The organism is Mesorhizobium newzealandense (assembly GCF_042682145.1).
In the GTDB taxonomy this organism is placed as follows: Bacteria; Pseudomonadota; Alphaproteobacteria; order Rhizobiales; family Rhizobiaceae; genus Mesorhizobium; species Mesorhizobium newzealandense.
In genome coordinates this window covers 1-20,031 of sequence record NZ_JBHUGZ010000010.1, presented here as the reverse complement: position 1 = coordinate 20,031, position 20,031 = coordinate 1, and the positions used below count along the sequence as shown (strand labels likewise).

Annotated in this window: 28 protein-coding genes, 1 tRNA gene and 1 pseudogene; 14 read left to right on the top strand and 16 right to left on the bottom strand. The window is 58.8% G+C overall.

The features are described from left to right. Nucleotides 1-59: 59 nt before the first annotated feature. The 3 genes from ACFSOZ_RS14470 to ACFSOZ_RS14460 all read right to left on the bottom strand — a co-directional run bounded on the left by ACFSOZ_RS14470 (nucleotide 60) and on the right by ACFSOZ_RS14460 (nucleotide 2,186). On the bottom strand, nucleotides 60-662 hold the full coding sequence (locus tag ACFSOZ_RS14470) for a general stress protein (RefSeq protein WP_379098986.1): 603 nt from the start codon (nucleotides 660-662) through the stop codon (nucleotides 60-62). Between the two features lie 27 nt (nucleotides 663-689). Continuing rightward, the gene (locus ACFSOZ_RS14465; protein WP_379098983.1) at nucleotides 690-1,445 is read right to left on the bottom strand and encodes a DUF4142 domain-containing protein; all 756 of its coding nucleotides are present in this window, start codon (nucleotides 1,443-1,445) and stop codon (nucleotides 690-692) included. 501 nt (nucleotides 1,446-1,946) lie between these two features. Continuing rightward, nucleotides 1,947-2,186: a hypothetical protein gene (locus ACFSOZ_RS14460; protein ID WP_379098980.1), complete on the bottom strand. Its 240-nt coding sequence runs from the start codon at nucleotides 2,184-2,186 to the stop codon at nucleotides 1,947-1,949. Between the two features lie 291 nt (nucleotides 2,187-2,477). Here ACFSOZ_RS14460 and ACFSOZ_RS14455 point away from each other — a divergent pair, with 291 nt between their 5' ends. After that, entirely contained in the window at nucleotides 2,478-2,786 is a 309-nt protein-coding gene (locus ACFSOZ_RS14455) for a DUF1236 domain-containing protein (RefSeq protein ID WP_379098977.1), read from the top strand. A gap of 652 nt (nucleotides 2,787-3,438) precedes the next feature. Next, nucleotides 3,439-3,651 carry a hypothetical protein gene (locus tag ACFSOZ_RS14450; RefSeq protein ID WP_379098974.1) on the top strand — a complete coding sequence of 71 codons (213 nt, stop codon included), beginning with the start codon at nucleotides 3,439-3,441 and terminating at the stop codon, nucleotides 3,649-3,651. Nucleotides 3,652-3,892: 241 nt separating this feature from the next. Here ACFSOZ_RS14450 and ACFSOZ_RS14445 read toward each other — a convergent pair whose 3' ends face one another. Continuing rightward, on the bottom strand, nucleotides 3,893-4,081 hold the full coding sequence (locus ACFSOZ_RS14445; protein WP_379098971.1) for a hypothetical protein: 189 nt from the start codon (nucleotides 4,079-4,081) through the stop codon (nucleotides 3,893-3,895). Between the two features lie 230 nt (nucleotides 4,082-4,311). Between ACFSOZ_RS14445 and ACFSOZ_RS14440 the strand changes: the two genes are divergently transcribed. From ACFSOZ_RS14440 to ACFSOZ_RS14415, 6 genes are all read left to right on the top strand, one after another. Next, nucleotides 4,312-4,731, top strand: coding sequence for a hypothetical protein (locus ACFSOZ_RS14440; protein WP_379098968.1), 420 nt, complete (start codon nucleotides 4,312-4,314; stop codon nucleotides 4,729-4,731). Beyond that, the gene (locus ACFSOZ_RS14435; RefSeq protein ID WP_379098966.1) at nucleotides 4,728-5,012 is read left to right on the top strand and encodes a hypothetical protein; all 285 of its coding nucleotides are present in this window, start codon (nucleotides 4,728-4,730) and stop codon (nucleotides 5,010-5,012) included. The genes ACFSOZ_RS14440 and ACFSOZ_RS14435 overlap by 4 nt, the downstream gene beginning before the upstream one ends. 686 nt (nucleotides 5,013-5,698) lie before the next feature. Next, on the top strand, nucleotides 5,699-6,076 hold the full coding sequence (locus ACFSOZ_RS14430; protein WP_379098963.1) for a low affinity iron permease family protein: 378 nt from the start codon (nucleotides 5,699-5,701) through the stop codon (nucleotides 6,074-6,076). 149 nt (nucleotides 6,077-6,225) lie between these two features. Continuing rightward, a complete protein-coding gene (locus ACFSOZ_RS14425) occupies nucleotides 6,226-6,468 on the top strand; it encodes a hypothetical protein (protein ID WP_379098961.1) in 243 nt (80 codons plus the stop codon). Between the two features lie 86 nt (nucleotides 6,469-6,554). After that, nucleotides 6,555-6,728: a hypothetical protein gene (locus ACFSOZ_RS14420; protein WP_379098958.1), complete on the top strand. Its 174-nt coding sequence runs from the start codon at nucleotides 6,555-6,557 to the stop codon at nucleotides 6,726-6,728. Nucleotides 6,729-6,952: 224 nt separating this feature from the next. Then, nucleotides 6,953-8,353 carry a phospholipase D family protein gene (locus tag ACFSOZ_RS14415; RefSeq protein ID WP_379098955.1) on the top strand — a complete coding sequence of 467 codons (1,401 nt, stop codon included), beginning with the start codon at nucleotides 6,953-6,955 and terminating at the stop codon, nucleotides 8,351-8,353. 136 nt (nucleotides 8,354-8,489) lie between these two features. On the opposite strand, the gene ACFSOZ_RS14410 is transcribed toward ACFSOZ_RS14415, so the two are convergent. From ACFSOZ_RS14410 to ACFSOZ_RS14400, 3 genes are all read right to left on the bottom strand, one after another. Next, on the bottom strand, nucleotides 8,490-9,131 hold the full coding sequence (locus ACFSOZ_RS14410) for a LolA family protein (protein WP_379098952.1): 642 nt from the start codon (nucleotides 9,129-9,131) through the stop codon (nucleotides 8,490-8,492). 55 nt (nucleotides 9,132-9,186) lie between these two features. Then, a complete protein-coding gene (locus tag ACFSOZ_RS14405; RefSeq protein ID WP_379098949.1) occupies nucleotides 9,187-9,450 on the bottom strand; it encodes a YMGG-like glycine zipper-containing protein in 264 nt (87 codons plus the stop codon). A 211-nt stretch (nucleotides 9,451-9,661) separates the two neighbouring features. Then, nucleotides 9,662-10,144 carry a pyridoxamine 5'-phosphate oxidase family protein gene (locus tag ACFSOZ_RS14400; protein ID WP_379098947.1) on the bottom strand — a complete coding sequence of 161 codons (483 nt, stop codon included), beginning with the start codon at nucleotides 10,142-10,144 and terminating at the stop codon, nucleotides 9,662-9,664. Between the two features lie 133 nt (nucleotides 10,145-10,277). Between ACFSOZ_RS14400 and ACFSOZ_RS14395 the strand changes: the two are divergent. Then, nucleotides 10,278-10,654, top strand: a pseudogene (locus ACFSOZ_RS14395) (low affinity iron permease family protein). A 237-nt stretch (nucleotides 10,655-10,891) separates the two neighbouring features. Further along, nucleotides 10,892-11,062 carry a DUF1515 family protein gene (locus ACFSOZ_RS14390; RefSeq protein WP_379099768.1) on the top strand — a complete coding sequence of 57 codons (171 nt, stop codon included), beginning with the start codon at nucleotides 10,892-10,894 and terminating at the stop codon, nucleotides 11,060-11,062. Between the two features lie 327 nt (nucleotides 11,063-11,389). Here ACFSOZ_RS14390 and ACFSOZ_RS14385 read toward each other — a convergent pair whose 3' ends face one another. Beyond that, nucleotides 11,390-11,602 carry an RNA-binding protein gene (locus ACFSOZ_RS14385; RefSeq protein WP_379098944.1) on the bottom strand — a complete coding sequence of 71 codons (213 nt, stop codon included), beginning with the start codon at nucleotides 11,600-11,602 and terminating at the stop codon, nucleotides 11,390-11,392. A gap of 218 nt (nucleotides 11,603-11,820) precedes the next feature. Between ACFSOZ_RS14385 and ACFSOZ_RS14380 the strand changes: the two genes are divergently transcribed. Beyond that, entirely contained in the window at nucleotides 11,821-12,102 is a 282-nt protein-coding gene (locus ACFSOZ_RS14380) for a hypothetical protein (RefSeq protein ID WP_379098941.1), read from the top strand. A 225-nt stretch (nucleotides 12,103-12,327) separates the two neighbouring features. Here ACFSOZ_RS14380 and ACFSOZ_RS14375 read toward each other — a convergent pair whose 3' ends face one another. Further along, on the bottom strand, nucleotides 12,328-12,507 hold the full coding sequence (locus ACFSOZ_RS14375; RefSeq protein WP_379098938.1) for a hypothetical protein: 180 nt from the start codon (nucleotides 12,505-12,507) through the stop codon (nucleotides 12,328-12,330). A 1,028-nt stretch (nucleotides 12,508-13,535) separates the two neighbouring features. Between ACFSOZ_RS14375 and ACFSOZ_RS14370 the strand changes: the two genes are divergently transcribed. Beyond that, the gene (locus tag ACFSOZ_RS14370; RefSeq protein ID WP_379098935.1) at nucleotides 13,536-13,709 is read left to right on the top strand and encodes a hypothetical protein; all 174 of its coding nucleotides are present in this window, start codon (nucleotides 13,536-13,538) and stop codon (nucleotides 13,707-13,709) included. A 541-nt stretch (nucleotides 13,710-14,250) separates the two neighbouring features. On the opposite strand, the gene ACFSOZ_RS14365 is transcribed toward ACFSOZ_RS14370, so the two are convergent. Beyond that, nucleotides 14,251-14,550: a hypothetical protein gene (locus ACFSOZ_RS14365; RefSeq protein ID WP_379098932.1), complete on the bottom strand. Its 300-nt coding sequence runs from the start codon at nucleotides 14,548-14,550 to the stop codon at nucleotides 14,251-14,253. Nucleotides 14,551-14,820: 270 nt separating this feature from the next. Between ACFSOZ_RS14365 and ACFSOZ_RS14360 the strand changes: the two genes are divergently transcribed. Next, nucleotides 14,821-15,060: a hypothetical protein gene (locus ACFSOZ_RS14360; protein ID WP_379098929.1), complete on the top strand. Its 240-nt coding sequence runs from the start codon at nucleotides 14,821-14,823 to the stop codon at nucleotides 15,058-15,060. Nucleotides 15,061-15,289: 229 nt separating this feature from the next. Here ACFSOZ_RS14360 and ACFSOZ_RS14355 read toward each other — a convergent pair whose 3' ends face one another. The 3 genes from ACFSOZ_RS14355 to ACFSOZ_RS14345 all read right to left on the bottom strand — a co-directional run bounded on the left by ACFSOZ_RS14355 (nucleotide 15,290) and on the right by ACFSOZ_RS14345 (nucleotide 17,749). Further along, nucleotides 15,290-16,120 carry a hypothetical protein gene (locus tag ACFSOZ_RS14355; protein WP_379098926.1) on the bottom strand — a complete coding sequence of 277 codons (831 nt, stop codon included), beginning with the start codon at nucleotides 16,118-16,120 and terminating at the stop codon, nucleotides 15,290-15,292. Nucleotides 16,121-16,799: 679 nt separating this feature from the next. Continuing rightward, nucleotides 16,800-17,003 (bottom strand): hypothetical protein, encoded by a 204-nt coding sequence (locus ACFSOZ_RS14350; RefSeq protein ID WP_379098923.1) that lies wholly within the window; start codon nucleotides 17,001-17,003, stop codon nucleotides 16,800-16,802. Nucleotides 17,004-17,212: 209 nt separating this feature from the next. Then, the gene (locus tag ACFSOZ_RS14345) at nucleotides 17,213-17,749 is read right to left on the bottom strand and encodes a DnaJ domain-containing protein (RefSeq protein WP_379099765.1); all 537 of its coding nucleotides are present in this window, start codon (nucleotides 17,747-17,749) and stop codon (nucleotides 17,213-17,215) included. Between the two features lie 907 nt (nucleotides 17,750-18,656). Between ACFSOZ_RS14345 and ACFSOZ_RS14340 the strand changes: the two genes are divergently transcribed. Then, entirely contained in the window at nucleotides 18,657-18,866 is a 210-nt protein-coding gene (locus ACFSOZ_RS14340) for a hypothetical protein (protein WP_379098921.1), read from the top strand. 122 nt (nucleotides 18,867-18,988) lie between these two features. Here the strand turns inward: ACFSOZ_RS14340 and ACFSOZ_RS14335 are convergent. The 3 genes from ACFSOZ_RS14335 to ACFSOZ_RS14325 all read right to left on the bottom strand — a co-directional run bounded on the left by ACFSOZ_RS14335 (nucleotide 18,989) and on the right by ACFSOZ_RS14325 (nucleotide 19,915). Beyond that, nucleotides 18,989-19,062 (bottom strand) — tRNA-Gln (locus tag ACFSOZ_RS14335). Between the two features lie 106 nt (nucleotides 19,063-19,168). Then, on the bottom strand, nucleotides 19,169-19,459 hold the full coding sequence (locus tag ACFSOZ_RS14330) for a hypothetical protein (RefSeq protein ID WP_379098918.1): 291 nt from the start codon (nucleotides 19,457-19,459) through the stop codon (nucleotides 19,169-19,171). Nucleotides 19,460-19,621: 162 nt separating this feature from the next. Continuing rightward, nucleotides 19,622-19,915: a hypothetical protein gene (locus ACFSOZ_RS14325; protein ID WP_379098916.1), complete on the bottom strand. Its 294-nt coding sequence runs from the start codon at nucleotides 19,913-19,915 to the stop codon at nucleotides 19,622-19,624. Nucleotides 19,916-20,031: the final 116 nt, after the last annotated feature.

Sequence of the window (20,031 nt, the reverse complement as noted above, 5' to 3'; positions counted from 1 at the left end):
CGCAGCCGCTGGATCTAAAAGGTCCTCCCGGCGAAGGTCTGCCGCCGGGAGGTCTCGTATTAGAGCCGGTTCACGTCGCGAGCGCCGTCGCGGCCGATTTCATTTGAGGCGTAGTTCTCGGCGTCGGCGTCAAACCTGGTCCAGCCGTCGGCCCGATATTGGCCGCGACGCTCCTCCAGATTCACGGACTTCGTCTGTCCCAGAATCCTTTCGACCTCGTCCACGAGCTGGTCGTCGACCTTGGCGGTGACCAAAGTCCCGCCTCGGCGGACGCCTTCCGCATAAACGTGGGCGTCGTTCTCAGGCACGCCGGAATCGGTCAGCGCCCCGACGATGCCGCCTGCAGCGCCACCCACCACGGCACCGCCCACGGCGCCGACCGCCGTGGCAGCCAGCCAGCCGGCGGCCACCACGGGGCCGACGCCCGGAATGGCCATGAGGCCAAGCCCGGTCAACAGTCCGCCGGCTCCGCCGACAACGGCACCGAGGCCGGCGCCGTCCGCGGCATCGTCTGAGGCCCTGGATTCGTCGTTGTCGTGCCAGTTGTCGGCGTTGTTGGCGACAATGCTGATATCGGAATGCGGAATGCCGGTGGCATCCAGTTCGCCAACCGCATTGGAAGCGTCGTCATAGTTGTCAAACAGGCCGGTTACAGTTTTCATCTGTTGGATCTCCTTGATGTCGGTTGATTAATTGGTGCCGGCAACGACGTTGCCCTGATAGTCCAGCGCCACTGCAATGGCCTTGCCGCCCTTCGTTGCCTGGCCTCGCCAGATGCCCTGATCGTCCTTGGCCAGCTTGGACACATCCGAGAAGCCGGCATCCTGGATGCGGCCCTTGGCCTGATCCTCGGTGAAGCTGTTGGCACCGGGAACGGGCGCCGACGGGTTGGCGGTGTCGGTCGTGGTCACCGCCGGCGTCGTGGAGGTGATTGCCGCTGACTTGTCACCCACCGTGGAAGCGATCTTTTCGATCATCTCCTGGTGCATCTTCAGTGTCGGAACGGTTTCCTGGGCGAAGGTCTTCAGCTCGGCATTGTCGCCGTCCCTGGCATAGCTTTCGAACAGCTTGACCGCATCGGAATGCGCATCGCGCTGCATCTGGACATAGGGTCCATCGATCGGGTCCGTGGCATTCTGCAGCGTGTCGACATCACCCTTGTGCTTGGCGTCCAGTTCCTTCGGGACTGTCAGCTTCTGCTCGCCGGCGATCGACTCGAGCTTGGCGTTGGCCGCGCCGTGGTCGTCGATCATCTTGTGCGCGAAATCCTTCACGCTTTGGTCCTGTGCTTTGGTTTCGGCAATCTTGCTCGAATTCACTTCGAACATTCCGCCGGCTGCTGCCTTGTCGCCAAAGTCTTGAGCGCTGTCGGCGGCGAGGGCGGGCAGGGCGAAAGCCATAGCTGTAGCGGTGGCCAGTGAGGCCAATAGTAGGCGGGTTTTCATGGGAAGGTCCTTGTTTCTGCACACATGTGCCGTGGAGCTAATCTGCGTCCGCGGCCTTTGTTCCGGACGATCGGCAATATGCTTCCAGGACCCGTCGGGATATCGCGCTTTGGCAGATCGGCGGGCACGGCCCTGTCTGGCGGATGAACGCAACCCGCTCTTGCGTGCTCACCGTGTCATTCAAGGAGGGAAAGACCTGCGACTTAAGTCCGATCATAAGACGCATTGGTCTTGCCAAGGCCCGCCTCGGGAACGGCCAGCGCTCACGGCCGTTGTCTGCTGCAGATTTGCTGGAGGAAAGCTGTGGACAGGAGTGTTGATCAAGCGCGCTGGTTGCTTGCACCGATCTTCGCGGTGGCCATCACCTTTCTGGTGATCGGAATTACCCTCGGCTGACCCTTCAAGGACCGACCCGACTTTTGCTCATCGGCGCAGCTATGTCCCTTCCTGCGCTGATAGGGTTCGCTCGCCGCTCCTGTGCGGCGGGCGAACCCTCAAGTCTCAGGAAGAATAGTAGGTCATGGCAACATAGACCGCCGGTCCAACGATCAGGAAAATCGCCATCCCGATAACCAACGCAATGGCCAGGCGCTCTGTGCGCCTGACAATGTCATCGACCTTGTCGTCGTCAGCCGAAGGGAGGAGGTCAAGGAGGGAAAGAACCTCCGGGACACGAGCCTTGTTGTCATTTGCGGGTCGGTTTTCGCCATCACGCGTGCTCGGTCTCTGGATAAAGGTCACTGTTCGCCTCGCTATGGGAAACGCCTCACCGCCGCTGCGGGGACGCTGGATCTGGTGCCCCGCTATGGGGGAATGGTGGATGGATACTCGGTTGGTCGCCGACGAAAGGACTCATGGTCGGCGGCGCGGTTCTAACGCATTGGCCAGGCAAAGGTTGCCTGCCAGGACTTCAGTCTTACCACCCTCGGACCTTGGCCTGACCCGCGGAACGCAATGCCGCGGGGGTCGTTGCTGACCCGTGATGGCAGTCAAAACCTGGCTGCCAAGTGACGCAACAAAGAAAGATCTGTCATGAAGAAATATCTTGTCAGTACAGTCGCAGGCCTCGCGCTCGTTGCTGGAGTTGGTGCTTCCTTCGCGCAAGACGTCGTCATTCTCAAGCCGGAACAGCAGACGGTGGTTCGCGAATACATCCACAAGCAGAAGCTCGCATCAGTCAGCCTGCTTGGTGTCGAACTCAACGTCGGCACCGCTCTTCCGGACACGGTCGAGCTTCATCAGATCGACGTCCCCGACGTCAGATACAAGTATACGGTCGTCGGAGATCATGCAGTTCTCGTGGACCCGGATACACGCAAGGTCGTGCAGATCATCGAGTAAATCTGCTGCAGCAGACGAGCCCGCTTCCCGGTCTGTTTCGGGAGGCAGGCGGTTCCTGGCTTTGACACGGATTGATCCCGGTTGCCGTGCCGGAACATCTTTTTCGCGCTCCGCTTCGTGTGTGGCGCGACGCTATCGTCAGAACCGTTCGGACGCCTAGCCAGCAAATGGAACTCAAACAGCATTCGGAGATTTCTCCGTCACGATTTTATGAGGAATGGCCAATGTTCACCGACAAGGAGACAAGGGTTCTGGAGGCGGGCCTGCTCCTGGCAGTGCCTGTCTGCGTGGCGGTCACCGCGCTGATCGCTGTCTTCACCTTGGCCTGGGTATGAGGGGCGATAGCTGGATGGGCTGTGCGGTGTCGAGGCATGGCAAGCCGGCAACGAGGGCGGCTGAATACCACCGGTTCGGTCCCCCATGGCTGGGTAGCGCCTATAGGCCAATTGCGCGATTGCTAATATGCTCATAGATCAAGCAGTGCGGGAGGGCATTCAAACGCTGCCCGCAGTGGCCGGTGTGGTCCGTTGCCCCCACGGTGGAGCCCCCACTGCACCGGCCATTCCGTTGCGGCTGGGTAGCGCCATTTGGTCAGCTTGATATCGTTCCCGGGTTGCGCGATTGTCGCCGCTGCCCACGGCGATGAGTACCCATGAAGCGTACGGGAAAAAAGGCGCGGCCTTTCGTGCCGACCGAAATCCATGTCAGCACTATCACGGACGAGAAAGGCCCTCTTGGCATCCTCTCGATCCAGACAACTGAAGGCTTGCTGGATATCGCACTAGACCGGCAGGCTGCCGATGCCATCGTGGACGCCATCAACACAATACGGTCAAAGCTGGATTCGGACGGCAGCGGCATCTAGCTGCGTTCGTCAGATGGAACGGGACATGCCGGTGAACTAGCCCCAGCGGCAGGGTTGGGACTTCAGTCTTGGTCCCGCCAATAGGCTTAGTTGCGCAGTTTCTAATATTCCATAATTTAAGCAGCGCGGGGAACGCAACCCCTTCCCGCAGTGACCGGTGCGGCTTTCGCATCCCCAAGATAGCCCCAAGGCCGCACCGGCCATCGTATCAAGACTGTTCGCGCGGGCTTGGTAGCGCCAGCTACTTCCGCACAATCCATTCGAGCAACTCGGGTTCAATGTCGGCACTACCCATAAACTCGGTGATCAAAAGCGTGGCTTTCGCCCGCCATTGGTCCTCGGGAATGTTCTGTTCGAGGACGGATTTTATGAAGGCGCTGCGAATGATGTCGCAATCAAAAGCCGATATCTGAATACCTGGCTGGTCCATGCCAACTCCCATGAAGGGCGGGAGCACACTACGAACTCTCAATCACCGTTGCTGCCCAACTCGCCCGGTGACGATGCGATTCATATCCCCTTCTCTCATGGGTTCAATGGGATTCGATTGTACGTTTTTAACCAAGCGGCCGGGCGCGTTGTCGGCTTGCTGGCGCGCACTAGCTCCCGCACGCGGCAACCCCTCAAGAAGCCGCAGTGACCGACGCGGTTTTTTAGGCAATGCTTTCGCCGGCAACCGCGCCGGTCATTCAAGCGAGTTGCCATCACCATCGAGATCAGGAATCCCGCGTTGCGGCGAGCCCTTCGACGGAATTCGCCACAACGTCCGTGACGAAAAGCCTTAAGATGGGCGGCCTTGTCGCCGCTGTGGAGCGCGTCCAGCGGGACGTCACCGAAATCCGGCGCGACATCAATGACAGTGATGCGCGAGCTGCGCTCTCCTATGAACAATCAGAACAGCGCGCTAGCATCACTCGTCATCGCCTATTGGCCAGACATCTGGCGCGCTTTGCGGGGTGGCTGACCTGCCTGCCCCACAGGCAGGCCTATTTCGTTTTAGCGGGGAAACTTTTTCCGAAGAGCGAAGTTTGTGCAACAAGCTGCCGCTTTGGCAGCCTTAAACGGAGGATTTTTCCATGAACCTCAAAACGCTCACGATGGGCGCGATGGCGCTTGCGATAATGACTGGCTCGGCACTTGCTGGCAAAACATCGGCGCTGGATGATCCGGCCAAGATGTCTCCCTTCTTCACCGATGCCGGCATGAAGACGATGAAGTCCGAGGCGGAATTCAAAACCGCCTGGATGGCCATGACGGAAGAAGACCGCGCATCCATGATGAAGGAATGCGGCGACGAAGCCATTGCCAAAGAGCACGACAATTTTTGCAAAATGACCAAGCAACTCGGCGGCGCGAACTAGCCGCAGTCAACGCTGTATCGCGAAGTGGCGTGCTTAGAGGCGCGCCATTTCGCAGGTGGCCGCTGCACAGGCCCGGCCCACTGCCGAAGGGCGGCAGGCTTTTTTTAGATGCAACTGATGTTTCCTTCTCAAGTTACCCCTCCGGCCGGCATAACGTCCCCGGGCTGGTAGCCAAGGAAGCCCGTCACCTTTGACCCGAAGGTGGCGGGATTTTTGCGTGTGCTGCTCCAGGGGACCTGAGGCAACGTCAAACGTTTCGGGGCGAGGTCTGCGGAGGGCAGGACCTAAGTCTGATCGCCAAACGCAATGGTCCTATGCATGACATTGCGTGGAACAGCCAGCTTCGAAGGTAATTGTTTCTCCGGAAAGCTCGGAGAAATCAGATGGATAGAAGTGTCAGTCAGGCGCGCTGGTTGCTCGCACCGCTATTCGCGACCGCCGTCACCTTGCTGGTGATCGGAATAGTGCTTGGCTGACATTTTTGCAGATCGGCGCAGCTACGTCCCTCCCTGCGCTGGTACGGTTCGCGAGCCGCTAGGTGCGGCGAGCGGACCCTCAACTTAGAGAATAGGTGAACTGATGTTTCGTGACAAAGAAAGCCGGTTCCTGGAGGCAGGCTTGCTTGCAGCAGTGCCTATCTGCGTAGCCATCACGGCACTGATCGCCTTGTTGACTGTGGCCAGGATATGAACCGGTTCCTTTTCGTGACGGCCGACTTTCTATCTCGGCCACCGGGTTTCTACGTGATGCTCATAGCCATGGTATTGTGCACCGCCCTCGTGCCCTTTGGTCTGACAAATGCGGTTACCTATGCCCTGTCGGTTGCCGCCATCGTGATCACTGGTGTTGTCCTTATACAAGGCTATCGCGACACCGCCGCCATACACGCCAAACTCGATGAGATCATCGTTTCACTGGAGGAAACCAGAAACGACGTGGTCGGATTGGAGCATGCCGAGCCGGAGGAGATCAGGGAAAAGCTTGGGCAACTCGAAGAAGAAGCGGCCCGGCCAGTTGGATCGGGTAGGCGCGAAGGTTCGGAAGCAACAGGAGAGAGATTATGAACAATATCATTTGGCTCGTTGGAGCGGTGGTCGTCGTATTGGTGGTATTGAGCTTTTTTGGCCTCCGCTAGGCCGACGTGAGCATGTCCGTCGACCCAAAACCGGCATCTGGCAAGCCAAAGCGTACACTACGGAAGCGCACAAAGAGGTTGGCCGAGGAGCGATATGATGGCGGTGGGTCTATTGCTACTGTTCCATCTGAAGAAAAGAACTTTCGCGTCTTGTTCCTGTCCAAGGAAACAGGCCTCGACGCGGACAGTGCCCGCGAACTCGTCGACAAGATTGAAAGAGATGGCGCGGCATTGCTGCACGCCGCCCGCCAAATGAAAGCCACTCGCGATGATCGGCAAGCCAGTGAGTGGCTTCGACGGCGAGCCAATCGCCGGCGCTGACAACCAAGGCCACTGGCGACCAGAAGCGGCGGTTGACGGCTAGTGCTTGAGAGTGTCGATCATGCTCCCGCCCAGGGAGCCATGCGATGGAAGACGAAGGCACATGCGCGGTCACCGCGCTCGATTTTCAAGTCATCAGAAGTGCATTTAGAAAATTGGTCGCTCAGGGACTGCTGCCCGAAGATGGGCGGATTAGCCTGGTCGAACGGTTGGTCAAAGATTTGACAGGAACGACCACGGTTGCGGATCGTGGCCAATGACCCGCAAGGTTGACAAGGAAAGAAGCGCCTGAAGATCGCGGGGCGAAGCGATCGAGGCTGAACCATTGGCGCGCGATGCAAAACGGCACGATTGTGCGAGCACCTGCCAGCCAAGGCGACGAAAGAAACCCTAACGGCTGGCGTCATGCAACCAGATTGCCCCTGAAAGGTTCTTGTTATGATTTTGAGCAGGGGCGGCTTCACCGTCAAAAGGTAGCCAATTCATGGACGTCTGCATCGCCCGAACAACGGACGACAATATCAAGGCTGGTAAGAACGGCCTGCTGCTTATTTCAGACAACTATGATGCCTTCGCAGCGCGCGTCCTGGCGGCGAGAAGCGCAGTTCGCACTCTCGACCTCATGTACTATCTCTGGCATGACGACCATACCGGCCGCCTGCTTCTGCAGGAAGTTTTCCGGGCCGCTCAGCGGGGCGTGCGCGTGCGGATGCTCCTTGATGACGTCAACCCGCGCAAAAGCGATTCTGCATATCTCGCGCTGAGCAGTCATCCAAACATCGAGCTGAAGCTGTTCAACCCGAGTGGCGTCAGAGCACGCGGCATTGTTCGCAGTTTCGAAATCCTCCTTCGGCTTTTTGCGTTGACCCGCAGGATGCACAACAAGGCGTGGATCGCCGACGACAACATCGCCATCGTCGGCGGGCGAAACGTCGGCGATGCCTATTTTGATGCAGCAGAAACTAACTTCCGCGACCTCGACGTGCTGCTCCTCGGTCCCGCCGTGCAGCAGACCGCCCAGATTTTTGAGACTTTCTGGGCGTGCCAGGACGCAAAACCAATTGGCGCGCTCGGTGCAGCCGCTGCGACTACGCATGCCCATTTATTTGAAGGAAGCGATGCTGAAATCGAGTCAAAGCTTTTGAACGGGATCGGTGACCATGGGACCATCGCGGAGTTCATCGCGGCAAGCAACGACGTGCATTGGGTGGCACGTGTTCGAGTGATTTCCGACCCGCCGGAGAAGGTGCGCGGTTGGAGACGGCGCAGTTGGCTGTTGAAGGAGTTGCTGCCCATCATTCAGTCGGCGCGCAATTGTCTGGAAATTGTGTCTCCCTATTTCATTCCAGGCAAAAGGGGGTCCGCGATCTTGTCGGACCTTGTCAGCAACGGCGTGGAGGTCGCGGTTCTGACCAATTCCCTGGCAGCCACGGATGTCGCTGCGGTTCACGGGGCCTACGCAAACTATCGCAAGCGATTGCTGCGGAATGGCGTTAAACTTTTTGAGCTTCAGCCCTTCAGCCGGAAGCCGGCGATCTCGGTATTTGGTTCCAAGGGCGCCAGTCTGCACACGAAGGCTTTCAGCGTGGATGACAAGACGGGTTTCGTCGGCTCCTTCAATTTCGACCCACGGTCTGTGTCCTTGAACTCGGAAATGGGAGTGCTTTTTGAGGATGAAAAATTGGTCGCTGAATTGCGCCACCGGTTCCAAGCAGAGATATCACCGGAAGCGAGCTATCGGCTCGAACTGAAAAACAATGTGCTCCACTGGCATGGATGCGACGAAGGCAGGCTCCAAAATTATACGCACGAGCCAGAAGCCGGGATATTCCGCCGCATCCTGGCAACCTTGGTCCGCCACCTCCCGATCGAGTCCCAACTTTAGGCAACGCGCGTCTCGGGTGCCGTCCCTTGCCTTCCAGGCTTTGATGGCGCCGATCATCGATTATGTGGTGCGCCCGAGTGGCGATCCGCCCGCATGAAGCTTTGGCTGGTCATTGCGCCTTTTCAGCGCTTCACCCTCAACGCGACTTCGTGTTGGTGTTGTACTGTCGGTTTGCCGCGTAATCGATAGTGAAGGTTCCCTCTGCAATGCGACCACCCTGCTTCACATTGAAGATAGCAACCGTAGTCGTTAGCCCTCTCTCGTCGGTAAGGCTCCATTTGCGTAAATCAAGAGATTTGCTATCAAACATCATCGTGATATTCGAATTGCCGAAGGCTGATTTGTCGGCAAGCTTAATAAGTATCAGATCGCCTTCTTCTCGCATGCTTTTGAGACGGCTGCCGGAGAAGTCGACCTTGCTGTCGAGTAGGAGCTTGAGTGGCGTCTTCGAGAGCGAATAAAGCCGGGACGTCTTAAGCTTCTTATTATAAACGACCAATGATTTGCCGTCGGCAATAACGTTGACTCCCGATGGGCCGGCATAGTTGAATCGGATCTTGCCCGGACGTTGGAGAAAAAACCTGCCACTTGTCCGTTCCGCCTTCGGGCCGGACTGAACGAAGTCCCCGGACATGGATTTTACTGAGGAGAAGTGTTCGGCAATCGTCTGCGCTGTTGCAGGTGCGGCCGAAAGCGCGGGCGAAAGTGCGAGATTTGTTGCGGCAGCGCTGACAAGGAAGAACCAGACACCAAGCAGACTTTTCGGCTTACAAAGCATGTGATTGTCCTAGCCATGGAGGGCGCGTGATCTGCAGAGATCACGCGCCTCGATGTCAATACCCGTCCGGGCACCGTGCAATGTAAACGCGGCCATGACGATCGCGATACCTGCATTGGCCGGCCTCACTGGCGTGCCCGATCACCGCACCGGCTATCGCGCCGACTGCACCGCCAACGACCGCCCCTTCCACCGGATCGCCAGCCACGGCGGCGCCAATTGCAGCACCTCCCAAGCCGCCAACGGCGGCGCCTTGTTCAGTGCGGGAGCATGCCCCTAGCGGAATGAGCAGGCTCAAAATGAGCAGGGTCTGTTTCATTGTTTCTCTCCTGAGGCCTTAATTAGCCGGGGAGTAAATGCGCCACGGTGTTTTTCGATCCATCGACACCTTGCCCCTCATGGGAGACTATCACCACACCATCACTGAAGCTGCCAAGGCGTTGCGACGCTGATCCTTCGTCGCGCGAAGGGCACAGCTTAGTCCGCAACGATTGGGCTGAAGCAGCCCACAGCGCGTTGGGCACGTCAGGTCAAAGCTCGACTTTGGCGACGTTGTCCTTGTACTCGTCTTTGGGCTCGAACCCGAGCAACATCTTCATCCCTGCCATTATGCTCGATCCGTCCAGCCAAATCTCTGCCTCCCGCGGATCGAACCGCAGCAAAGCTAACTTGGGGTCATCTTTTCCGCCTTCAAACCATGCGGCCACAAAGCGATTCCAAAGCCGATCGATCGTCGCGCGGTCGTTGTCCAGCCAAAGATTCCCTTGCACTGTGGCAAACAGATCGTGGCCCTTAGACGTGAAGGTCGCGGTCGCTTTGCTGCTACCAGTCAGACCCTGAACGAGCTCGGTATCTTTCGCCGTAAAGAACCAGATCGGACCATTTCCGTCAGTCTCTGTCTGTGCCGTCATCGGACGAGGAATGACCTTGGAGTTATCGAGTCCGATCATCATCGTCATATCGGACTTAAGGGATGCCCAGAATTTGGTTTTGAGTTCGGCGGGGGTTGGCATAGGCGTTCCTTTCGGTTGGCGAAAGGGGACAAACGACCGTTGAGCATGTCAGTTCCGACAGACACGGGCGATTTGCAGCCGGTATCTGCGTAGCCATCACGGCACTGATCGCCTTGTTGACTGTGGCCAGGATATGAACCGGTTCCTTTTCGTGACGGCCGACTTTCTATCTCGGCCACCGGGTTTCTACGTGATGCTCATAGCCATGGTATTGTGCACCGCCCTCGTGCCCTTTGGTCTGACAAATGCGGTTACCTATGCCCTGTCGGTTGCCGCCATCGTGATCACTGGTGTTGTCCTCATACAAGGCTATCGCGACACCGCCGCCATCCACGCCAAACTCGATGAGATCATCGTTTCACTTGAGGAACCAGAAACGACGTGGTCGGATTGGAGCATGCCGAGCCGGAGGAGATCAGGGAAAAGCTTGGGAAACTCGAAGAAGAAGCGGCCCGGCCAGTTGGATCGGGTAGGCGCGAAGGTTCGGAAGCAACAGGAGAGAGATCATGAACAATATCATTTGGCTCGTTGGAGCGGTGGTCGTCGTATTGGTGGTATTGAGCTTTTTTGGCCTCCGGTAGGTCTTGTTGATCGACCGGGTGCCCGCCATATCGCCCAAATCGCCCAAATGATGGCGGGCACCCTTCCGACGGAGGGGACTTTGCTCGTCGGTATCCTTCAATGATTAGGAACCCCTAATGTTTCGCGGGTGGGACCTTTGCGCATCATGATAGGACTTCAGTCGCAATCGCGCTGCGAAGGATTCCTGAGCCATCGTTCAAGGCGAAGAAATGGCCTTGGCGCTGGAAGCTCATGGGTCTCGGCGCTCTTGGCGTCACCGGGATGGCTGCCGCCGCGCTGGCCTCGCTTATCATGGCATACTGGTCGGAGATCTGGCGCCTGCTGAGGGGTGGGTGATCAAGTCGAGTGGCCCGGCCGTGGCGCAGGCGCAGGCCAGCCGAAACGCGCTGGCGAGGCTGTCAGCGGCCCAGCGGCCAGGGCGGGGGCTTGGGATTTGACCGCCAGGCCTAACCAGCAAACGGGGTTTGCCGGCTGGCGAATTATAGGCGATTTCAGGCATCCTTGAAATCTAGCGATGCGGCGCGGACCTACTTCCATTGCAGGTGCCGCCTACCCCCAATCTCCAAGTTGATCAAACGACACATGCTCCTTTAGCCTAAAAAAATGTTGGGGGCAGAATTGGGGAGCCTCGCCGCTTCGCAAATGGAGCAGCGAGGCTTTTTTCTAGGCCCTGCGTCGATTAGAAAGCGCATGCAGTAGGTCCGCTTCGTCGGTGATCCCATTCCGGAAAACGCCGACGATTTCCTCTGCGAGTTCTTCCCTCTGTTCCTTGTCTTTTGGGGCTAGACGGCGCTCGATGCACAGTTGGTCGAACACCCGCTGGAGCAAGTCCAGATCAGCGGGCTCGAACACTCCGCTATAACGCTGCAGTGGCATTTGCCGCCCCTCATACACGGCTGATGCGGAACAATCTCACATAGGGGGTTTGGTGGCGAATCACCTGTTCGAGAAGCCGCATTGGCGCACCGTGCTGACCACCAAGAACAAGGAAAAGGCGCTAGCGATGGCGAAGGAGATCGGCGACAAGGTCGAGCAACGCTGAAAGATGGCCGGCGCCTGTTGGACCTGGCTTTTTGGTGGAACCCCTGGGTATCTTGAACCGTTCTCTCGAAATGGCCGTCATCATCATTGGAGCGTTGCTCACTGTCGCTGGCGTTGTGTACATGGCCGGCGCGGTTATATGGCGCGGGCGACTGAGCGATCCGGTGCCTTCTGCTGCTAGGCCTGATCGCCCAACGCCAAATCTCGCAACCCCAGGTCCGACACTTGAGCCGCGTCGGCGCGGCCTCGGCTTCCTTGGCCTGTCGCAGAACTGGCCCGGTCTGCTGATGATGGGGATCGGCCTCATCCTGTTGTTGTCGGTAGCGGTCCTCTAAAGGTCAAGGCTACGCGCTCCCGTCCGTCCTCATCGATCATTCTGACCGGCAGATAGGCTTTCGTTTCTAGCCACTCCTGCAGCACAATCTGAATGAGATCCGACTGGCCGATCTTCATCTCGGCCCGAATGGCCTATGGGCAGGCCGAGGGCCAAGCATGATTGCCTGGCTGGCTTTCACCTTTCCGCTGGCGTCGTGCTGGCGCTGGCTCTGGGACGCCTTTTTCTAGCGACAGCTAACGGAACCGGAACCGCTCTGCGGGTCAGTCTGTGCGTCCTGCTCAGGCGTGATGACCACATCCTGAGCAGCGACCGCGCCGACACCGGCGAAGAGCAACAACGCCGCAGCGGCGCCCGTTTTCATGATTTTCTCCTCTTGCGGCCGGCGCACGGCGAGATCGTCCAAGCCGACCTCCGAGCCGAACTTGGGGCAACGTCAAACGTTCCGGGGTTGAGGCTTCGGTCGGGCGGAGGGTAGGACTTAAGTCTGATCGAAAAACGCAATGGTCCTACGCATGACATTGCGTGGAACAGCCTACTTCGAAGGTTGTTGTTTCCGGGAAAGCTCGGAGAAATCAGATGGATAGAAGTGTTAGTCAGGCGCGCTGGTTGCTAGCGCCGCTGTTCGCGGCGGCCGTCACCTTTCTCGCGATCGGAATAGTGCTTGGCTGATAGGTTTGCAGATCGGCGCAGCTATGTCCCTTCCTGTGCTGATAGGGTTCGCGAGCCGCAAGGCGGTTGGCGAACCCTCAATTGTACCGGGCGCAAAGCCTGCCTTTCCCGGCCTCGCGCCTTAAGAGTTGGTAACATTAGAGTTGTGTAACACTGGGAGGCTTTCTATGGATCGGCGATCCTTCTTGACAGCAATGTTTGGCATTGCAGGGGCCGCGGCCTTTGCAAGCACGGTTCGGCCTATCGACGCAGTGGCCGGTGTTCCAGGGGCCAAAAGCGGCATTCTCGATGAACTCGACGCGCCAGACTCACCGACCTTCGATGACGAAGGTATTCAGGCGGAAGTGGAGCCGGTCTACCATCGGCGCTACCACGACCGCTATTACGACCGCTATTACCGCCGCCACCACCGCCGGCGGGGTTGGAGAAGGGTCTGCCGTAGTTATTGGCGACATGGTCGCCGGCGCGTCCGCTGCTACCGCAGGCGTGTTTGGGGCATGTATCGGTACTAGTACTAGCCCGTGGAGCCTGGGATTGGGCTCGAGCCGACGGCCGCGCCGTGTCGCTGCGGCTGGGGCAAGGACGGTCGCTTCACAAATGGGGCGGCCGGCCTTCCATCGCAGGGGTATGGAATTCGGTACCGCAGCACACTCCAATAGTTCGGCCAGCACCGCAGCAACTTCCCGCAAGAGCGCTCGAAGATTTCTCGGGAACATTTTCGCAAGCCCGAACTTTCTTGGCCGTCAGACCAAGGAGGCTGTCATGAAACGACGCGTCGATCGCGAAAAGATCGAAAGAGCGGACCGCGAGAGCAAACTGATATTGGATGGTGAGCGCAAAGCCAGGGAAGCCAAGACGGCCAGGCTAAGGGAACAGCGACTTGCCCAAAAGAACGTGCCGCAGGCGACCGGAGACGCATCATCGGGAACCGAATAGTCGCAGAGGTTGTGGGAAGGAGCGCCCGCGGAATAGCGACGGGTGTCGCCGTCAAGAGATCGGCGACACGGTCAGGATCGAGACGTCCCAGGGGCTTGGGCGGCGCTTGGCGGCCACAGCGACCTGTGGCTCTGTGGCGTCAGTTGGATCGCGAATTCGCTATCCCTGAGATGCGAATGGCAAGCGCATCCAATCCGTTGTCATAGATCCGCGTCAAAAACGCCTTCCGCGGCGTTGGCTCGCTGGGCTGTGCAACCAAGCAGGTCCCGCCCTCCCAGGCTCGCCGGAGCATTGGTCGTACGATCCCAGACTGCCCAGGTTCCGCCCGTCTGGATGTGACAATAAAATCTGTGCTGGTGGTTTTCCATAGTGGGAAACGTTCAACGCTCGTTCCGGGTCCATGCCGATGGGCGATGTGGTTAATGTCGCGGCCGTTTCGGGAGAGCGGCCATCGGGTGCACGGCGCCGCAGGTATGGAGCCAGGCCGGGACCGTCCCGGACATGGACGAATCGCGCCACCGCTCACAGGCAGCTTGCCTGCCTATTGGATCGAAGCCGGGTGAGGCCGATCGAGCGCGGCCATCGCGCGCTCGCCATCGTCGTCAGCCAGGCCATCCACGAACAGACTGGCCAGGCCGTCGAATTCGATTGCCGCGCCAATGAGTTGCGCCGCCTGCAGGACCAGATGTTCAATGTCCTCGAGGGCGACATTCTCGGCCAGATTCCTGACCCTGACCTGCTCTGCCACCACCGTGATGTTGACGATGCCCGCCGTCTTGGATGCTGTGTGGACCGCTGAGCTGACGTCATCGCGCAGCCGCGCCGAGTAATCGTACCGCATCGAAACCTCCCTAAGGGATCGGTTTTCTGTTCACATGAAAGCATGCATCGGCGGTCGGTTCATGGCAAGTAAAATGTGCAAAATACACAATTAAATCAGTTAGTTAGCATAGTTACACAAATGTGTGGCCGGCGTTTGATCCGCATCATGTGCGGGATGCGCCGTTTACTCATCGCCAGGTCTTGACGCATTATGGGTGTTATCCTAATTATAAGCCAAGTGAGTTAGATACTAACTCGACGTATTTTTGGTCCTGAGCGAGGAAGCGCCATGGCTGAACTGGAACGCCCCGAACGCCTGCAGATCATGCTGACGGCCGACGAACTGGCCGCGCTGGAAAACTGGCGATACGACAAGCGCATGCCGAGCCGCTCGGCAGCGGTCAGGGAACTGCTGCGGCGCGGTCTGGCGTCGGACGGGTTCCTGACGGCGGAGCAGGGGGTCAAGTCGCAGGATTTTGGAATCCTGCCCACCGACGGCAACGGGATTGCCGACGGCGGCAAGGAATAAATGGTGGCCGGCTGGCGGTGGCCCGGCTGCCAGGATGGATCGTCCGCCGGCAATCGGTCGCATTTTGACGCGGATCCGTTCAGTTTCGCGCGCTGAAGGAACGGACGCTTTGTGCCTCATATCGGACATTGAAGCGTCTAACCGGCACGATTACGCCCGTGACGCTGACTCAAGGATAGAGGCCAGATAAGGGGCTCCTACCATGCTGGGCGCATAGAACGTGGCAGGTCTATTGCGAAACCGTGAACCCACACTGCTTCTGTTCCATCTCGATCTGCTTCGTAATGCGGATGGCGTTCTGCGCATAGGCTTCGGTCACGGAGCCGCTGTTCACGGTCTTGTCTTTCAGCGGACTCACGGCTGCGCAGAGGTGAAAAACATGCGGCTCCGTGGACTTTTTGGCGCCATTTTCCGGCGCGATCCAGTAGACAACATCCTGACCGGCGGGGTGATTTGCGTCCTTCGTAGCGGCCGTCACCGCGGCGGAGTCCGTGGAGATCTCTTGCGCCTGGGCGGCGACGTCGGGCGAACAGGCTGTGGTTGGCTGCCCCGTCTTAATCTGGGTCGCGCACACGTTCATGTCCTGGGTGTATTGCTCGACCGACGGAGGTTGGTAGCTGACCCCGATCAGCGTCGCGAGCACGGCAAGGGCTGCGCCCAAACCGCCGGCCACCTTCTTGGTCTGCGGATCCATGTTCTTGTCGGTCAATATCAGGAAAACCAGGGGGAGGAAGGCAATCAGCGTGATGATCGCGCCGAGCTGGTTTTGGAAGAAGAATCTGGCCGTGTCGGATGCGCGGGCCGGATCGTGCCTATTGGCCGCCTTCCACAGCAAGTTGCCGACGATTGCAAAGACCGCGATCCCGACCAGCAAGCCGATCAGCAGCGGCATGTTGCCGTGGTCGAACTTGTGCTGGTAGAACAGGTAGATCCCGGCGATCTCGCCGCCAATGGCTACGATCCAGCAGAGCACGGCGAAAAGGCGCAGCCGCGTCGCGGAAGACTTCTGGCCCTGCGTCGCTTGCCAATCCTTGGTAACGTCTGGCCTGTTGTCGCTCATGACCAATCCCCCGATATCGACACTTTTGCGAATGCGGCGGCAAATCGAAAGGCCAACCCGTTCGGCGCAGCGTCATTGAACCAACGTCTTCATCGACTGCCTTGGCGGCGCCGCGTCAGACCACATCCCATCCATATTGCGCATGAGTTGATCCGTCCAGACCCACGGACGCAGACGGCGGTGCGGCGGTGGCTCCGTTCTCCTTCATCTCCGGCTTGGACTTGATGCTGCCACGGCAATTCGGCAGAGGCCGCGGTGGTCACTGAATCGATCAAAAGCAACATCGGCAGATCAGAACTGCAGCCGGATCGATGGCCTGAGAACCTAGAAGCGGACTGCCTGCTTCCGGCCAATTGCGATCATTCTGGATCTACCTCGCGGCGAAGCCGTTTTGTGCCTATCGGGCCGTTTTCGCCGCGATGGCGGCGCGCCGTTTAATTAGCCACAATGTTACCAGCAGCGGGCCGCCGGCTGGTAGGCCTAAACCCGGCTCCCCCTGGCTCTTCGTATTGAGCAGCAGTTGCTCCAGGTTCGGGAGCAACAGGCTCGCTGGGGAGGGCATTGGGGCGTGCCCCGGCGAGCCGCCTCATCATCGATGATGCCGCTTGCCCAGTCTTGCCTTTGCAAGATTATCTTCAGCGCGGCCAGGTTGCCCACGGGCATCCGGCGCCGGCTCTTTTCATTGCGTCGCGCGTGGCACGAGATAGCTCGTCACGGTGCCTTGACCAATGCCTCGCTTGACCACCACCGTCGTGTAATCCGCTGGCAGCGATGCGGTGACGTTCGGGTCGATCGACTTGCACCTTCCGACGATCTCGCCGTTGGGAGAGCTTGCCAGCCTGTGCGCCAGTGAAGCCCGGCACTGATCGAGCGATATGTACATTGTCGGCGCCATATCGACGGGTCTGCATGTGGCAGCCTGTCCCGGGCTGCACGAAAGCAAAAGCATCACTGCCGCGGTTGCCGGATCCATTCCTGAGTTCCCATGCTGGATGAGCCTCAACGCGCAAGAGCGACCTTGGTTTCGCCGTCGCTAAAAAACCGCTTCGCATTTGTGATGTTGCCCGCATGCTCGGGCCTCAGGGCTGCCAATCAGCTTGTATGGTCCAGCAGTCTGGTCGTGATATCGCGACGATGTTCGTTGTTGGCGCGATCGATGCCTTCCACGGTGATCGCGTACATCCCGTTTTCGATCCTTGCTATCCAGCCTTTTGCTTTCAGATACCAGAGATGAAACTCCAGATGTTCACGTGGACAGCTTGCCAGGCGTTCGATTTCTGAATCGCCAATACCAGGATTGTTGACGTCTTGTCGGCGTTTGACATAAAGCAGCGCGAGCAGTTTGGCCTGAATGACGACGTCCCGTTCGACGCCCTTGGTGTTGCTGGCCTCCTCGGTCAACTCGCGGCGAATGTTCAAATTATCTTTATACTGAATGTCGTACTGCGCGCGCTTGACCGGATCTTTGAGCGTATTGTGGGCATCTATGATTTCGCTGAAGCGGGATTCGTCGCCAGTGTCCCGATTGTCGGGATGATAGCGCATGGCAAAGTAACGAAATATCCGTTCTATCGTTTCCGAGTTGGCGTTCGGGCTGATTTCCAGAAGTTCGTAGTAGTCAATGAACAAATCGGTGCTCCCCCCAACGTCGCTATTAGGCGGCAACGCGTTCGTCAAGACAAAGGGCCTGGCCGCCAAAGTTTTGCGGTCCAGGCCCTTGTCGTCGGGTTCATTCCTAGAGTGCGCCTGTTGCCACCCAGTCGCAAGCTGGACCATGGTCCTAAGGTCGCAAATCCGGTGCCGTCAAATGCAGATATAACCGGTGGGCGGCGGCACGAGCCAAGGATAGGCGCCGCGATCGAGGTCGCCAGCGGTGCTATTCGCCGCGCGGTCTGGCTTTCGGTCCTGGCCTGCTTTCCGTGGGGTTTGCGGCCAATCTGGCGGATCGCCGGTCTCTCAGCCACAGGGACATCTTTTTTCTTGCCAGCAGCTCATCGCGAGCGCCATCCGCGCCATGCTTCGCAGCAATCGCATAGTCGGCTCTGTTGGTTCGATAGTCTTCCTTCTGCCCAGACATCGCTTCCTCCTGTTCCGCAGGCGTTTTCCCTCCTCTGGCCCGCGGAGGGGCTACTAACTGCCGGTGCATCGCGCGAGTCTACCAATTGGGGATTGTATTAAAATGATACAGTCCGCAGTCGCGCCCGCATCTCGTCGCTTTTGATGCCAGCTTCGCCCTGTACCTGCTACAATCCGATATGGCCGGCCGAATAGCGATTGTCCTGGCACTTCTTTTCGCCTTCGCCTACGGATTCGCAAAACTCGTGGAACGTTATGGCAGTGTTGGCGATGCTCCCTCTCCGTGTGCGGAATGGTCAAACCCTGATTGCTCAAACCGGAACGCGGCGCCTGCACAGTATGTTCCACACATCTCGCTTCCCTGGTGATCTCAGGTCGTGTGAAATTTGCGAAGACGCCCAATTCCTTTGCCCAACTTGTGCAAACGCCTCTATGCTTGGCGGAAAGCATAGGAGGCGTCATGGCCAAGCTGACAAACGCTGCTGATATGGCTCTGACCGTTGGTGTTGATCCGACGGCATTTCGGCAGGCATTGCGAAACGCGAAGTTCCCTTGGCACAAGCGCAATGCTGATTGGATTGTTGAGCTCGATAGCGCGGAGCACTCGTCAATGCGGACCGTGCTGGTAACTCTCCTGAAGCGAAAGAAGCCCGATGCCGTCCGGACCTGAAGGCCAGAAGCGCCCGCCGACGTGATCGGCAGATGCCGTCCGCGTCAGCCCGCATGTCGCGCACGTTTATCCGATGATATTCGACAAAAGGCGACCTGAAATGCCTTGGCGGTTGATTTGGCTGGTTCCCGCTCATGGGCTCGAACCACGATTCACGCCTTCAAAGGGCGCTGTCCTACCATTAGACGAAGCGGGATAATGCAACCTGCGCCGACACCCCTAGCCGGTTCGGGCGCCGGGATCAACGCGATCCTCCTGCGATCGGCAATTGGCGATCGGCAATTGGCGGCAAGCCGTCGCCGTCACGGGATACGGCCAACCGGCTCGTCGCACTTGTAGAGCGGGCAGCGGCCGTCACGGGTCGGGACATAGGCCGACATCGGCACGTCGGGCCAGTCGCATTCGTTGCCGAATTGCCTGACATAGCGGTCATAGGTGTTGGGGCCGGTGGTCAGCACCACGGCGCGGCGGCTCTGGATCAGTTGTTGGAGCTGCTGGCAGCTCATCGTGCGGGTGTCGGGCCGGGCCTCAGTGAGGCCGGTCGCGGCAAGCAGCATCGCTGCCGTCGCCAAAGCAGTTCGGTGGATGGGCATGGCGGTTACCTCAGCGGTTTACGTACCACGCGAACGTGTCAGGCGAAACTCGCATCCGGCCGGCGGTTCCGCAACAGCGCGATCCCCTTGCGATCGGCAACTGGCGATCGGCAAGTTGCGATAGACAACTGGCGATCGGCAATGGGCGGCAAGCCGCCGCCGTCAATCCGGGAGATCGCCGATCGGCTGGTCGCAGCGATAGACCGGGCAGTGGCCGTCACGGGTCGGGACATAGGCCGACATCGGCACCTCCGGCCAGTCGCATTCGATGCCGAATTGCCTGACATAGCGGTCATAGGTGTTGGGGCCGGTGGTCAGCACCACGGCATGGCGGCTCTGGATCAGCTGCCGAAGCTGCTGGCAATCCATCGTGCGGGTGTCGGGCCGGGCGGTGGCGAGGCCGGTCGCGGCGAGCAGGATCGCTGCTGTCGTCAAGGCAAGTCGGCGGATGGGCATGGCGGCTACTCGGTGTTTACGTCACGCCAAACTCGCATCCCGTCCCGCGGTTCGGCAACAGCCAGCCGGCCGTCTTCTCGTGGCGCAACCAAATGCCGCGTCGCGCATTGCTGGGA